The sequence below is a fragment of the Paenibacillus sp. A14 genome (assembly GCF_036864815.1).
GTDB lineage: Bacteria > Bacillota > Bacilli > Paenibacillales > Paenibacillaceae > Fontibacillus > Fontibacillus sanfengchensis.
In genome coordinates this window covers 62,536-76,628 of record NZ_JBAGJD010000002.1, presented here as the reverse complement: position 1 = coordinate 76,628, position 14,093 = coordinate 62,536, and the positions used below count along the sequence as shown (strand labels likewise).

The window sequence follows — 14,093 nt, the reverse complement described above, 5'->3', positions numbered from 1 at the left end:
AGAATAGTAGTATGACGGGAAGAATACAAACCATAAAATGGAAAAGAATATGAAAGAGACTGATATGCCGCGAAAATTTCCCGTTGTATATATATTAATATGAATGTATAATAATACGTACTTACGAATGAAGGGGCCCGATTCTTAAATACCAAGCGTCCTTGAGAGGAGAAAGAGAGGCAGAAGGTGAGCATGGAGAAAGTCAAAGTTGCCATTGTCGGTTCCACGGGGTATGGCGGTGTGGAGCTGATTCGTTTTTTATTGGGACATCCGCAGGTGGAGATTGCCTCGGTCATTTCCGCATCCAGTGCGGGAGCACCGATCACGGAAGGGTTTCCGCATCTGTCGGACATCGTAACCCGGCCGTTGGACGGGGTCGATCCGCGGGAAATCGCCGAAAAAGCCGACGTGGTGTTCACCGCCACTCCTTCCGGCGTCAGCGGGAAACTGGTTCCGCAGCTGTTGGACGCCGGGCTCAAGGTAATCGATCTGTCGGGCGACTTCCGGATCAAGGATGGCGCGGTATACGAGACGTGGTATAAGCATGAAGCGCCGAAAGCGGAGCTGCTCGAAAAAGCGGTCTACGGCCTGTCCGAGATCAACGGAGCCCAGGTCAAGGGGGCCGGCTTGATTTCCAATCCCGGCTGTTATCCGACGGCCACGCTTTTGGGCCTGATTCCGGTGCTGCGTGAGGGATGGATCGATCCCGCATCGATCATTATCGACGCCAAATCGGGCGTTTCCGGCGCGGGCCGGGGCACCAGCCTGACGACGCATTACGCGGAAATCAATGAGAACCTGAAGGTTTACAAAGTCAACAAGCATCAGCATATCCCGGAAATTGAACAATGCCTGTCGGAGGCGGCCGGCGAAGCGGTGACCGTGACGTTCACCACCCATCTGACGCCGATGACGCGGGGCATCATGAGTACGATGTACACCAGTTTAAAAGGAAACTATACCGAGGAAAACCTCGTGGAACTATACCGCCAATATTACGAAGGACGGCCGTTCGTCCGCATCAGAGAGTCCGGGAAATGGCCGGCGACCAAAGAAGTGTTCGGGTCCAATTATTGCGATATCGGCTTTGCCGTCGACCCGCGAACCGGGCGTCTGACGATCATTTCGGTGATCGATAATGTCGTCAAGGGAGCCGCCGGGCAGGCGATCCAGAACCTGAACCTGATGATGGGCTGGGACGAAGTGCTGGGCCTTCAATTGAGTCCGGTGTATCCGTAAATCGTTCTATGGGCCATTCCAAATAAAAAGATAAGGTGCCAAATCGAAAGGAGAACGTCATGGGAGTAGTTAGTTTGTTTAGCGTGGCGCCGGAGGGTTCCATTACCTCGCCGAAGGGATTTCGGGCCGGCGGCCTGCATTGCGGCCTGAAGAAAACGACGCGCAACGATCTCGGCGCGATCGTGTGCGAGGTGCCCGCGGTGGCGGCGGCCGTCTATACGACGAACGTGTTCCAGGCCGCCCCGTTGAAAGTGACGCGAGAGAGTCTCGCGTCCGGCGGGCGGCGGCTGAAAGCCGTCGTCGTCAACAGCGGCAACGCCAACGCCTGCACCGGGCAGCAGGGCGAGGCCGATGCCTACGCCATGCGCGCCGCGGCGGCCGCGGCCTTCGGGCTCGCCGAGCACGAAGTCGCCGTCGCCTCCACGGGCGTCATCGGCGAACTGCTGCCGATGGACCGCGTCGAAGGCGGCATCGCCGGCTTGCCGGGCGTGCTGTCCGGCGGCGGCGACGGCGCCGAGCAGTTCTGCCAGGCGATTCTTACCACCGACCTCGTGAAGAAGGAGGTGTGCGTGAGCCTGGCGGTGGACGGCCGCGAGGTGCGGATCGCCGGGGCGGCCAAGGGCTCGGGCATGATCCATCCGAACATGGCGACGATGCTCGCCTTCGTGACGACCGATGCCGCCGTCGAGCCGCAGGCGCTGCAAAGCCTGCTCGGCACCACCACCGACGTGACGTTCAACATGATCACGGTCGACGGGGATACGAGCACGAACGACATGTTGGTCGCCATGGCCAGCGGGCTGGCGGGCAACCGGGAGCTGGCGCCGGGCCATCCCGACTGGGAGGCCTTCGCGGCCGGGTTTCGCCATGTGTGCCAGACGCTGGCACAGGCGATCGCCCGCGACGGCGAAGGCGCCACGCGCCTGGTTGAAGTGACGGTGGAAGGCGCCGTCACCGATGCTTCCGCGCGCGTCATCGCCAAGACGATCGTCGGCTCCAGCCTGGTGAAGTCGGCCGTTTTCGGGGCCGACGCCAACTGGGGCCGCATCATCGCGGCGGTCGGCCGCGCCGGGGAGCCGGTGAATCCGGATACCGTCGATATCCGGCTGGGCGACATCGTCGTTTTGGCCGGCTCGCGCCCGATTCCTTTTGACGAGGATGAGACACTGGCCTATCTCCAGGGCGATACGGTTGCGATTCACGTCGACCTGCACGGGGGCAGCGGCCGCGCGACGGCCTGGGGCTGCGATTTGACTTATGACTATGTGAGAATCAATGCGGCTTATCGGACATAGGCGGCGGAGATGAATGAAATATTCAATCTATATAGGTTGAACTAAAGAATTGGCGATAGGCGAGGATGTGAAATGGTTTCGGAGATACGATGCTAACATCCACGATTGTAGATATAAAGCGCCACCGTCGGAGTCTACACACTAACGGGAAAACCTCCCGTTAATATATCGCTCATGACCCTTGGATCGGATTTAGCTGGAAAAGCTCCATCTATTTCGCGGCCTAATTGCCGATATACACAATTTCAGGCGAATTAGCGGGAGGTTTTCCAGCTAAATCGCCTCTGCAACCGCATAGGCACCAAATTAACGGGAAGAATTCCCTTTAATTCAAACCAAAGAATTAAGAAAAGAATCCTTTACACGCATGTCTAATATGCAGATTCTAGTTCAACCTATCTAGAGTCCCATTAGGAAGCGTTACATGCAGGAAAAGATGCAAATCTGCAGGAATTAAGCGCCTTTTTGATAAAAGCTATTTTTTCAGAAAATTCCTGTAGAATTGCAGCAATCTTGTAAATTACTGTACTGCTCGGGAAAAACAGCAGATATGCAGGAATTCTATTGTGAATAAGTGATTCGGTGCGCGAAAGCTGCAGCTGCGGTCGCGTACAGTCCGATAAAGGGTGTATTTTGCTAAAAATGATATTGTGAACCTTGAGAGGGGGAGAACGGGAGTGAGAATCGTACTGGAAGGCGGTCAATTGTCCGCCGGAGCGCCGGGGATCGCGGTTAAACGGACATTTGTCATGAAATGCGGGGGCAGCACGCTGGAGGAACTGCCGGATTCGTTCTACGAGGACTTGGCCGGACTTCAGGAGGACGGGATTCAACCCGTAATCGTCCATGGCGGCGGGCCGGCGATCTCCGAGAATTTGGGCAAACTGGGGATTGAGTCGCGTTTTGTGAACGGGCTCCGCTATACCTCCGAAGAGGTGCTCGACGTGGTGGAGATGGTGCTTGCGGGCAGCATCAACAAAAAGATCGTTCGCCGGATCGGGCAAGCGGGCGGAAAAGCGGTCGGCTTGTCCGGTGTGGACGGCGGCCTGATTCAGGCGAAGCCGGTCGTGAACGCCGCGGAAGTCGGACTTGTCGGCGAGGTTACCGGCGTCAATGCCGAGCTGATTGAAGGTGTGGCGGAGCTCGGCTTTATTCCGGTCATTGCTCCGGTGGGCATGGATGGCGGCGGACAGCGCTACAACATCAACGCCGATACGGCGGCCGGGGCTGTCGCTTCGGTGCTCGGTGTGCAGCGGATGATCGTGGTGACCGATGTGCCGGGCATTTTGAAGACGGTGAACGGGGAAAAAAGAGTGCTCCCGACGGTGACCGTCCAGCAGATCGAGGACATGATTCATACCGGTGAAATTTACGGCGGCATGATTCCGAAGGTCCGGGCGGCCGTTGCCTGCATCAGCGGTAAAGTGAACGAAGTCGTTATCGTCGACGGCAGTGTGCCCGGCGTGCTGGGCAAGGTGCTGGCCGGAGAGGCGATCGGTACGAAAATCGTGCGTATGCAGTAAGCATCTTGGAACGTATGCCAAGGAGAAGGAGATGGAGAAATGACGCAAAGCGCATTGTTTACGACCTATGCCCGCTATCCGCTGAATCTGGTCAAAGGGCACGGAAGCTGGGTCTGGGACGATCAGGGCAACCGGTATCTGGACTTCATGAGCGGCCTGGCCGTCACTAATCTGGGGCACGCTCCGGAGAAAGTCAAAGAGAAGGTCAAAGCCCAGCTCGACGAGCTGTGGCATATTTCAAACCTGTTTCAGATTCCCCAGCAGGAAAAAGCGGCGCGGTTGCTTACGGAAGTCAGCTGCGCGGATGCGGTCTTTTTCTGCAACAGCGGGGCGGAAGCGAACGAAGCGGCCATCAAGCTGGCCCGCCGCTACCATCAGAAGGTGAAGGGTGCGGACCGCTATGAAATCATTACGTTCGAGCAGTCCTTCCACGGCCGGACCCTGGCCACGCTGACCGCCACCGGCCAGCAGAAAGTGAAGGACGGGTTCCTTCCGCTGCCGGAAGGTTTCAAAACGGTGCCCCTGCATGACCTGGACGCGCTCCGGGCGGCGATCGGGCCGAAGACGGCGGCCGTCATGCTGGAACTGGTGCAGGCCGAGGGCGGCGTGTACCCGGTGGAGCGCGAGTTTGTTCAGGGGCTTGCGGCGCTCTGCAAACGGGAAGGGCTGCTGCTGATCCTCGACGAGGTGCAGACCGGCATGGGCCGGACCGGAACCTGGTTCGCGCATCAGCAGTACGGCGTGGAGCCGGATATTTTCACCACGGCCAAGGGGATTGCCAGCGGACTTCCGGCCGGCGCGATGCTGGCGAAGGACTACCTGCGCGAAGCGTTCACGCCGGGAACGCATGCCTCGACCTTCGGCGGCAACCCGGTTTCGGCGGCGGCGGTGATCGCCACGATCGAGACGATGCGCGAAGAGCGCGTGCCGGAACGGGCGGCGGAGGCGAGCGCCTATTTGATGGAACAGCTGCGCGGGGCCTTGGCGGATCAGCCGTTCGTGAAAGACATTCGCGGCCTTGGCTTGATCATCGGCATCGAGTGTGCCGGTCCGGTCGGAGAGATCGTGATCGCGGGCCAGCAAAACAAGCTGCTGTTCGTGACCGCCGGGCCGAACGTCATCCGGCTGCTGCCAAATTTGCTCGTGTCGCGGGAGGAAATCGACCAGGCGGTGGGGACACTGACCGATTTGATCGCCGACCATGCCGCCAAGGATGCCGTAAAGGAGGAAATGAAATTATGAGCCTGACGGAACAGAAAAAATTCAATCTTACCGGACGCGATTTTCTGGAGCTGGATGACTACTCCACCGAGGAGATTCAATACTTGATCGAGCTGGCGATCGAAATCAAAGCCAAGCAGAAGCGCGGTGAGGCTTATCAGTCGCTGAAGGGGAAAACGATCGGGCTGATTTTTGAAAAATCGTCGACCCGTACTCGCGTGTCTTTTGAAGTGGGGATGTACCAGCTCGGCGGCCATGCGCTCTTTTTGAGCAAAAATGATATCCAGTTGGGCCGCGGTGAGACGATCGCAGATACGGCGGGCGTCATGTCCCGCTACCTGGACGGGATTATGATCCGCACCTTCGGCCATGATAAAGTGGTGGATTTGGCGCGGTACTCCACGGTTCCCGTGATTAACGGACTCAGCGATCTGGCTCATCCGTGCCAGGTGCTGGCGGACTACCAAACGATCTATGAACATAAAGGCGTGCTGAAAGGGCTCAAGCTGGCCTATATCGGCGACGGCAATAATATGGCGAACTCGCTCATGATCGGTGGAGCCAAGCTCGGCGTGCACGTATCGGTGGCGAGTCCGGAAGGGTATGAGCCGGATGAGCAAGTTGTGGCGGCCGCGCGGGAAATTGCCCAAGCGACGGGAGCGGTCATCGAGGTGCTGCGCGATCCCCGGGAAGCGGTGAAGGATGCCGATGTGATTTACACCGACGTCTGGGCCAGCATGGGGTTTGAGGAAGAGCAGAAGGCCCGCGAGGCGGCATTCGCTGCTTACCAGGTGGACGAGAAACTTGCCGGGTACGCCAAGCCGGATTATTTGTTTATGCACTGCCTGCCGGCGCATCGCGGCGAGGAAGTCAGCGAGGGCGTCATCGACGGCGGGCATTCGATTATTTTTGACCAGGCGGAAAACCGGCTGCATGCGCAAAAAGCGCTGATGGCGGCTTTGATGGGATAAAAGGAGGATTTACGATCATGGCAAAGGAAAAAATCGTATTGGCGTATTCGGGCGGCCTGGATACGTCGGTGATTTTGAAATGGTTAAAAGAGACTTACGACGCGGAAATCATCGCCTTTACGGCGGATATCGGACAGAAGGAAGAACTGGACGGGTTGGAGGAAAAGGCGCTGGCCACCGGAGCTTCCAAAGTATACATCGATGACCTTCGCGAAGAATTCGCCAAGGACTTCATTTATCCGATGTTCCAGGCTGGAGCGCTCTACGAGGGGCAGTATCTGCTCGGTACGAGCATCGCCCGTCCGCTGATCGCGAAGCGCATGGTGGAGATCGCGCGGGCCGAAGGCGCGACGGCGATTGCTCACGGCGCTACGGGCAAGGGCAACGACCAGGTGCGCTTCGAGCTCGCGGCGGCGGCGCTGGCGCCGGAAATCGCCGTGATCGCCCCTTGGCGGCTCAGCGAGTTCCGCGACCGGTTCCCGGGCCGCGCGGAAATGATCGCCTACGCCGAAGCGAACGGCATTCCGGTGACCGCCTCGGCCGCCAAGCCGTACTCGATGGACCGCAACCTGCTGCATATCAGTTACGAGAGCGGCGTGTTGGAGGATCCTTGGTTTGACCCGTCGGCGCCGGAGAACAAGGAGATGTTCCTGCTGAGCGCCTCCCCGGAGGATGCGCCGGACCAGCCGGAATACCTGGAGCTGGAATTCGAGCAGGGCAACTGCGTCGCGCTGAACGGCGAGCGGCTGGATCCGCTCCGCGTCATGGAGAAGCTGAACGAACTGGGCGGCAAGCATGGGATCGGGCGCGTTGATATGGTGGAGAACCGCTTTGTCGGCATGAAGAGCCGGGGCGTATACGAGACACCGGGCGGCACGATTTTGTTCACGGCCCACCGCAAAATGGAGTCGCTGACGATGGACCGCGAGGTCATGAACCTGCGCGACAGTTTAATTACCCGTTACAGCACGCTCGTATACAACGGGTTCTGGTTCGCCCCGGAACGGCTTGCCCTGCAGGCCCTGGTTACCGAGAGCCAGAAGAACGTGACGGGCACCGTTCGCGTCAAGCTGTACAAGGGCAATATTATTGCGGCCGGCGTAAAAAGTCCGGTAAGCTTGTATAATCCGGACATCGCGACGATGGAAGCCGATCCGACCCAAGCTTACGATCAGGGCGACGCGACCGGGTTTATCCGGTTGAACGCGCTGCGTTTAAAAGTGGGATCGGGTGTCGAGCAGAACAAGCAATAGATTTTTCACAACGTTTACTATACACAATTTTAGATATAAAGCACCGCCGTCGGAGTTTAAGCACTAACGGGAAAACCTCCCGTTAATGTACCGCTCCTGGCGCTTGGATCGGATTTAGCTGGAAAAGCTCCATCTATTTCGCGGCCCGACTATCGATATACGCAATTTCAAGTGAATTAGCGGGAGGTTTTCCGGCTAATTTGCCACTGCAGCCGCATAGGCACCAAATTAACGGGAAGAATTCACGTTAATTTTGAACAACCGAATTAGCTGTAGGCAAGAGTGTGAAAAGAACCTTCGGACCGCTGCCTGATGTGCAATTCAATAAGTTCAACCTATACGGGGCGTTTAACAATGGCGATAAACAGATTGATTTCAGAGCGTATAGAACTAAGGAGTGAATCAGGTGAGCAAGCTGTGGGGTGGACGTTTTACGAAGCAAACGAACCGTCTGGTGGAAGAGTACACCGCTTCGATCGGATTTGACAAGGCGCTGGCGGAGGAGGACGTACAGGGAAGTCTGGCGCATGTGACGATGCTGGGCAAATGCGGCATCCTGCCGGCGGACGACGTGGACAAAATCAAGGACGGCCTCCATGCCGTCCTGAACAAAATCCGTCGGGGCGAGTTGGAGTACACCGTTTCGGACGAGGACATTCACATGAATATCGAGAAGCAGCTGATCGACGAAGTCGGCTCGGTCGGAGGCAAGCTGCATACCGGACGCAGCCGCAACGACCAGGTGGCGACGGATATGCACCTTTACTTGCGCAAACGGGTCGTCGAATTTGCGGGACTGCTCCATGATCTCCAGGAGGCGTTGATCGGACAGGCCAAGGCGAACCAGACCACGATCGTTCCTGGGTATACCCACCTGCAGCGAGCGCAGCCGATCTTGTTCGCCCATCATTTGATGGCTTACGTCTCCATGTTCCAGCGGGATATCGAGCGTTTGCAGGACAGCTACAAGCGCATTAACGTGCTGCCTCTGGGCGCCGGGGCACTGGCGGGCACGACGTTTCCGATCGACCGTCATTTCGTGGCCGAACAGCTGAATTTTGGCGCGGTCTACGAGAACAGTTTGGACGCGGTCAGCGACCGGGACTTTATCCTCGAATTTTTGGCCGACGCCTCCATCTTGATGATGCACCTGTCGCGGCTTAGCGAGGAGCTGGTTCTGTGGAGCAGTACCGAATTCCGGTTTATCGAACTCGATGATGCCTTCTGTACGGGCAGTTCCATTATGCCGCAGAAGAAGAACCCGGACGTGCCTGAACTCGTGCGCGGCAAAACGGGCCGGGTCTACGGTAACCTGATGGGCCTGCTCACCGTGTTAAAGTCGCTGCCGCTTGCCTATAACAAAGATATGCAAGAGGACAAGGAAGGCATGTTCGACACGGTGGCTACCTTGCAGGGAGCGCTGCAGCTGTTCGCCCCGATGATCGCAACCATGAAGGTGAACGGGGAGCGGATGCGCGAAGCGGTGAACAAGGATTTCTCCAATGCGACGGATATCGCCGATTTCCTGGCGGGCAAAGGGCTGCCGTTCCGGCAGGCGCATGAGGTCATCGGCAAAACGGTGCTGTACTGCATTCAGAACGGGAAGTTTTTGCTGGATCTGACGCTGGAGGAGTTCAAACAGTTTTCGCCCCTGTTCGACGAAACGATTTATGGGGTGCTTCAGCCCGAAGCGGTCGTCAACGCGCGGAATGTATACGGCGGAACCGCCTCGGATCAGGTGGCGGCGGCGATTGCCCGGGCCGAAACGAAGCTGGCGGAAACGGGCGAATGGGTTCGGACCTATATGGAAAAAAGCAAATAATCCATCGGGCGGGGAACAGCCTTCGTCTGCAGCATTGCTGCTGACGGAGGCTGCTTTTAGTTTTGCGATGAAAATGAAATAAAATTTTCACTTTTATTTTCAAAAATATATAAAAAGATAGTCAATTTTTGTCGAAATAATGTTATATAGCTCACTGTAATTATAAGGTGGGCCAGCTGAGGCCACCACCGCGGTAGCACCTGGGATATTTTACAAGAATCATTGCCGCTTTACCGGCCTTATATTTATCTGAAGTACATACAAAGTAGAGACTTACTGAGAGAGAGGGAAAAAAGTATGAAGACGCTATTTAAGCGTATGAGAACTCTGCTGGAAATTCGTACGCTGCGCAACCGGATGCTTCTGCTGTTTGCGGTAACATTGATCATCCCGAATCTGGTGATCGCCTATTCCAGCTTGAACAGTGCCAGCGGACAGCTGCGCGCCAAGATGGATCAAAGCACCGAATCGAACGTCAAGTTGGTCAACGACTTGCTAGGCCAAATCGTGGAAGCTGAGGTCAGAAACGTCGAGCAGCTCGTTATGGAGCTAACCTCGCAGGGGATTGAAGATAAATCCCCGGAGCTGCGCAAGCACATCGAGCTTTTTATGGAGAAGCATCCCGAGCTTGAGCTGATGACTGTAGGCACGCAGAGCGGAGCCTGGATGAAAGCTCCGGATCCGGGGCAGGAGGATTATGATCCGCGAAAGCGGGACTGGTTCAAGAAGGCGCTCGCCGCGCCGAATGAGACGCTGATTCTCGATCCGTTCACGTCTGCGACGACCGGCAACTACAATTTGTATATCAGCCGGGCTTTGCCGGATGGACAAGGGGCGATCACGGTCTCCTTGAACATGGCGGAGCTGAACAAAAAAGTGGCCAGCTTGCGGTTAGGCAGTAAAGGTTACATCTACATCATGGACGCAACGGGCAAAATCGTGGCCGATCCGACCGCAAAAAGCGGGGAGCCTGCCACCGGGGACCAGGTGGCCAAAATTCTGGCCGGCCAATCGGGTTTTCTCCATTATACCAGCCCGTTGACCGGAGAACCGCAAAGCAGCTACTATACGACGAACGAGCTGACCCGCTTCAAAATCGTCGGGCTGCTGGAGACCAATGAGTTTACCGAAGCGTCGATGCCGATTTTCTGGACTTCGCTGGTCGTATTGGCCGTGTCCCTGCTGGTGGCCGGCGTGATCTTGTTCTTCGTCATCCGCAGCATCACCCGTCCGATCGAAGCGCTGAATCTTTCCGCAAAGCGGGTGGGCGAAGGCTATCTGAACGAGCAGGTGATCACCAAACGCCGCGACGAGATCGGGCAACTGGCGGGCAATTACAATGAGATGGTCAGCTCGATCCGCTCCATGGTGCTCGGCATTTCGGAGCTGTCCAGCCAGGTTGCCGCTTCCAGTGAGGAGCTGACGGCCGGAACGGAGCAGAACTCCAAGGCGGTCGAGCATGTGGTGAACCTGGTGCAGGAGACATCAGAGGATGCGGAGAGACAGGCCGCGATGTCCTTGGAAAGCGCGAAGACGATGGAGGAGATGTCGCTGGGCATCCGCAAAATCGCGGAAGCATCGGGCAACATCGTGGAATCCTCGCGCCATACGGAGGAGGACGTGAGGTTCGGCAGCGAGAAGGTTAGTCATGTAAGCGAGCAAATGGAGGAAATCCGGCGTTCCACGCGGGTGTCGGCGGGCTTGATGCATCAGATGAATGAGCTGAGCGCTCAAGTGGCCGGCATGAGCAGCGCCATCTCCGAGATCGCCAACCAGACGAACCTGCTGGCCCTGAATGCGGCGATTGAAGCGGCTCGGGCGGGCGAGGATGGCAGAGGCTTTGCGGTCGTGGCGGGCGAAGTGCGCAAGCTGGCGGAGCAGTCCCGGGGGACGGCCGAACGGATTCAGGACAGCATCGGGCAGATGACCGAATTGACGGCCAAAGCCTACGAGGTGATGAACCGCGAGGTCAACGAGAGCGTTGAACGAGGCATTTCCGTCACGGAGGCGGCGCGAACCGCGTTCCAGCAAATCGAGGCTTCGACGAAGCAAATCGCCGAACAGATTCATGAGGTCTCGGCCATTACGGAGCAAATGTCGGCCAGCGCCGACGAAATTGCCGCATCGGTGACCCAAATGGCCGATACCTCCTCGAGAAGTCTGGAATCGTTCCAGAGCGTAACCGCGGCCACACAGGAGCAGTTGGCTTCGATGGAGGAAATCTCCTCCGCGTCGGACGGCTTGGCCCGGATGGCGGCGGACATGCATGCCCAAATCGATCATTTTAAATTGGAATAGACGTTTTCAGGGAAAAGCGTGCTATCGGGGTCCCAACTCAGCTTGGGGCCCGGGGCACGCTTTTTTTGACTGGAAAATTAATTTACGGGAAAAACTCCCGTTTTCTCGTATGAGCCGGAGGCCAGCCCTCCCTTTGAAGCCAGTCAGGTGAATAAGGGTCTTATGCGGCGCTATTTTGTCGAATTCGTATGAACTGGTTTCGGAGTTACGTTGCCGACATCCACAATTATAGATATAAAGCCCCAGCGTCAGAGTCCACATCATTAACGGGAAAATCTCCCGTTAAAGTACCGCTCTTGGCTCTTCGATCTGATTTAGCTGGAAAAACTCCATCTATTTAGCGGCCCTATTGCCGATATAGACAATTTCAGGCGAAATAGCGGGAGGTTTTCCAGCTAATTCGCCTCTGCAGCCGCATACGTGCTATATTAACGGGAAGAATTCCCTTTAATTCAATGAGTTGCAGGTGAAGAGTGGGAAAAGAACCCATTACAACGTTGTCTAGTGCTCCATCAGACATCGCGTTAGGAGAAAATGAGAATCCGCTGCTTCAACTATAATTTGGAGTTAGTGAGATACTCGAAAAGTACGCAGTCTCAAGCCCACAGATATCCAAATCCGCATTAAGCCCACGGCTATCAAGGTGCCTAGCGCACTACCAACTCCAACTCTAACTCCGAAATATGCAAATCTGCAGGTATTTCTAGCGGTTTTAGAGAAACGGGCCTATTTCGTGTAAAATTCCTGCAGAATTGCAGGAATCCTGAAATTTTTATTCCAAACAGAAAAAAAACATACACATATGCAGGAATTCTATGTTATCAAGGTTGTCTGACGGGGACTAGTATGCAAATCATTAGTTCAAACTATATAGCGGATTTTTAGGTCCTTATTTTGGGGCTCGTAACCGTAAAATAAGCCCCTTTTTGATCGCGGTAATTCCGCCGCAGTCGAATTGGACCGCAATAGTGCCCTAAGAGAGAGGCCGCTATTTACGACGGGCGGCTAGTGAATTTAGCGGCAGTGAGAACCGCTCGTTTACAACGTAACAATGTTATGTTACATTAAAAAGCAAGAAAGGAGTCTGGTGATGACGGAGGAATTGATCTCAAAGAAGGAATTGCTTGATGTCACAGGAATCTCTTATGGCCAGCTGTACCGTTGGAAGCGGAAAAACCTGATCCCGGAACATTGGTTCATCCGCAAATCTTCCTTCACGGGCCAGGAGACCTTTTTTCCCCGGGAGAAAATAATGCGGCGCATTGACCGGATATTGAACATGAAGGACGACCTGTCGCTCGATGCGTTGGCGGATGTATTTTCCCCCAGCCCGGGAGAAATCAGCCTGAGTGTTGGGGAAATATTGGAACGAAACATTGTGTCGTCGGTTTCTTTGAACCTGTATTTGGAAACTGTGGAGTCGGTACAACAGCCTATTCTCGGCTTTGAAATAATATTAAAGATTTATGTGCTCGACAAGCTGCTGCGCAGCGGGGACATTTCTTTGGATGAGGGGCGGATCCTGATCCGGACGCTGGAGGCGTATTTTCCCGGAAAAACCGGCAGGGAATGCGGAATCAGGCTAACCCGGAAGATGGGAGTGGCGGCTTTTATGCTGGTGCCGGGCGACGGAGAGGTTTATTTCGACAGTGAGGTTAAAACGGTAGCAAGGTTGTCCATGCCGGCTTGCACCGAAGAATTGAAATTAAGAATGGGCGGGAGTGAAGGCGCGTGAGCGACTTGAAAATCAATGGCCTGGGGCAGGCCGTTGGAGGAACCTACGGAAAGATCAGCATCGACGGGATCGGGACTCTAAACGGGGATACGGTTTGCGATTCCTTGACGGTGAACGGTACGTTGAAGGCGAAGCAATCGATTCAAGGCGGCGACATCCGCGTTAACGGCAGCAGCTCGGTCGGCGGTACGGTCGAAGGCGGACGTTTGCGGGTGGACGGCACGCTCAAGGTTGGCGGGGACGTTCGCTCAGAGCGGATGGATATCAACGGGATGCTGCGGATCGGAGGCGGCGCTGTCGGTGAAATTCTCGAGATCGATGGCGGCTTGAAAGCGGTCGGGAATGTGGAATTTGAAACCGTGCAGGTGTACGGCGGCATCCAGGTCGGTGGCATGCTGAACGCGGGAACGCTGGAGATCAAGATGGCGGGAGTTTGCCAGGCCCGGGAGATTGGAGGGGAACGGATCCGGGTAGAGGCCAAGAAAGGGTCCCGGAAACTGCTCGCGCTGTTTTCGTCTTCCCTGGGCGCCCGCCTGAGGGCGGATGTGATCGAGGGCGACGATATCGTGCTTGAGGATACCACGGCGGATGTGGTACGGGGCAGCCGAGTGCGGATCGGCCCGGGGTGCGAAATCGGCGTTGTCGAGTACAGGCACGTATTTGAGGCGGATCCCAAGGCGGCGGTAGGAAGAGCGGTGCAACTATAAACGTTTTTTTTATCAAAGGAGGTTGGGGA

At 56.1% G+C, this 14,093-nt stretch carries 10 protein-coding genes; all 10 read left to right on the top strand.

What is annotated here, in order from left to right:
* The first annotated feature begins 192 nt into the window (after nucleotides 1-192).
* The 10 genes from argC (at nucleotide 193) to V4U88_RS04760 (ending at nucleotide 14,064) form a co-directional block, all read left to right on the top strand.
* Nucleotides 193-1,239 carry an N-acetyl-gamma-glutamyl-phosphate reductase gene (gene argC / locus V4U88_RS04805; RefSeq protein WP_334072131.1) on the top strand — a complete coding sequence of 349 codons (1,047 nt, stop codon included), beginning with the start codon at nucleotides 193-195 and terminating at the stop codon, nucleotides 1,237-1,239.
* Nucleotides 1,240-1,298: 59 nt separating this feature from the next.
* A complete protein-coding gene (argJ, locus tag V4U88_RS04800) occupies nucleotides 1,299-2,534 on the top strand; it encodes a bifunctional glutamate N-acetyltransferase/amino-acid acetyltransferase ArgJ (protein ID WP_334072130.1) in 1,236 nt (411 codons plus the stop codon).
* A 749-nt stretch (nucleotides 2,535-3,283) separates the two neighbouring features.
* Nucleotides 3,284-4,057, top strand: coding sequence for an acetylglutamate kinase (argB, locus tag V4U88_RS04795; protein ID WP_334072719.1), 774 nt, complete (start codon nucleotides 3,284-3,286; stop codon nucleotides 4,055-4,057).
* A 39-nt stretch (nucleotides 4,058-4,096) separates the two neighbouring features.
* Complete coding sequence (locus V4U88_RS04790; protein WP_334072129.1) at nucleotides 4,097-5,299, top strand: aspartate aminotransferase family protein; 1,203 nt, start codon at nucleotides 4,097-4,099, stop codon at nucleotides 5,297-5,299.
* Complete coding sequence (gene argF, locus V4U88_RS04785; protein ID WP_334072128.1) at nucleotides 5,296-6,249, top strand: ornithine carbamoyltransferase; 954 nt, start codon at nucleotides 5,296-5,298, stop codon at nucleotides 6,247-6,249. Before V4U88_RS04790 ends, argF begins: the two co-directional genes overlap by 4 nt.
* 17 nt (nucleotides 6,250-6,266) lie before the next feature.
* Nucleotides 6,267-7,502 (top strand): argininosuccinate synthase, encoded by a 1,236-nt coding sequence (locus V4U88_RS04780; protein ID WP_213507776.1) that lies wholly within the window; start codon nucleotides 6,267-6,269, stop codon nucleotides 7,500-7,502.
* Between the two features lie 406 nt (nucleotides 7,503-7,908).
* Complete coding sequence (gene argH, locus V4U88_RS04775; protein ID WP_334072127.1) at nucleotides 7,909-9,324, top strand: argininosuccinate lyase; 1,416 nt, start codon at nucleotides 7,909-7,911, stop codon at nucleotides 9,322-9,324.
* A gap of 318 nt (nucleotides 9,325-9,642) precedes the next feature.
* Nucleotides 9,643-11,622 (top strand): methyl-accepting chemotaxis protein, encoded by a 1,980-nt coding sequence (locus V4U88_RS04770; RefSeq protein ID WP_334072126.1) that lies wholly within the window; start codon nucleotides 9,643-9,645, stop codon nucleotides 11,620-11,622.
* A 1,090-nt stretch (nucleotides 11,623-12,712) separates the two neighbouring features.
* Entirely contained in the window at nucleotides 12,713-13,357 is a 645-nt protein-coding gene (locus V4U88_RS04765) for a YhbD family protein (protein WP_334072125.1), read from the top strand.
* Complete coding sequence (locus V4U88_RS04760; protein WP_334072124.1) at nucleotides 13,354-14,064, top strand: hypothetical protein; 711 nt, start codon at nucleotides 13,354-13,356, stop codon at nucleotides 14,062-14,064. The genes V4U88_RS04765 and V4U88_RS04760 overlap by 4 nt, the downstream gene beginning before the upstream one ends.
* The last annotated feature ends 29 nt before the right edge of the window (nucleotides 14,065-14,093 follow it).

Bases quoted from the DNA above. Each gene is read 5' to 3' on its own strand.
- V4U88_RS04790 (WP_334072129.1), top strand. From the start codon at position 4,097: ATGACGCAAAGCGCATTGTTTACGACCTATGCCCGCTATCCGCTGAAT.
- V4U88_RS04765 (WP_334072125.1), top strand. From the start codon at position 12,713: ATGACGGAGGAATTGATCTCAAAGAAGGAATTGCTTGATGTCACAGGA.
- argF (WP_334072128.1), top strand. From the start codon at position 5,296: ATGAGCCTGACGGAACAGAAAAAATTCAATCTTACCGGACGCGATTTT.
- argJ (WP_334072130.1), top strand. From the start codon at position 1,299: ATGGGAGTAGTTAGTTTGTTTAGCGTGGCGCCGGAGGGTTCCATTACC.
- argB (WP_334072719.1), top strand. From the start codon at position 3,284: ATGAAATGCGGGGGCAGCACGCTGGAGGAACTGCCGGATTCGTTCTAC.
- V4U88_RS04780 (WP_213507776.1), top strand. From the start codon at position 6,267: ATGGCAAAGGAAAAAATCGTATTGGCGTATTCGGGCGGCCTGGATACG.
- argC (WP_334072131.1), top strand. From the start codon at position 193: ATGGAGAAAGTCAAAGTTGCCATTGTCGGTTCCACGGGGTATGGCGGT.
- V4U88_RS04770 (WP_334072126.1), top strand. From the start codon at position 9,643: ATGAGAACTCTGCTGGAAATTCGTACGCTGCGCAACCGGATGCTTCTG.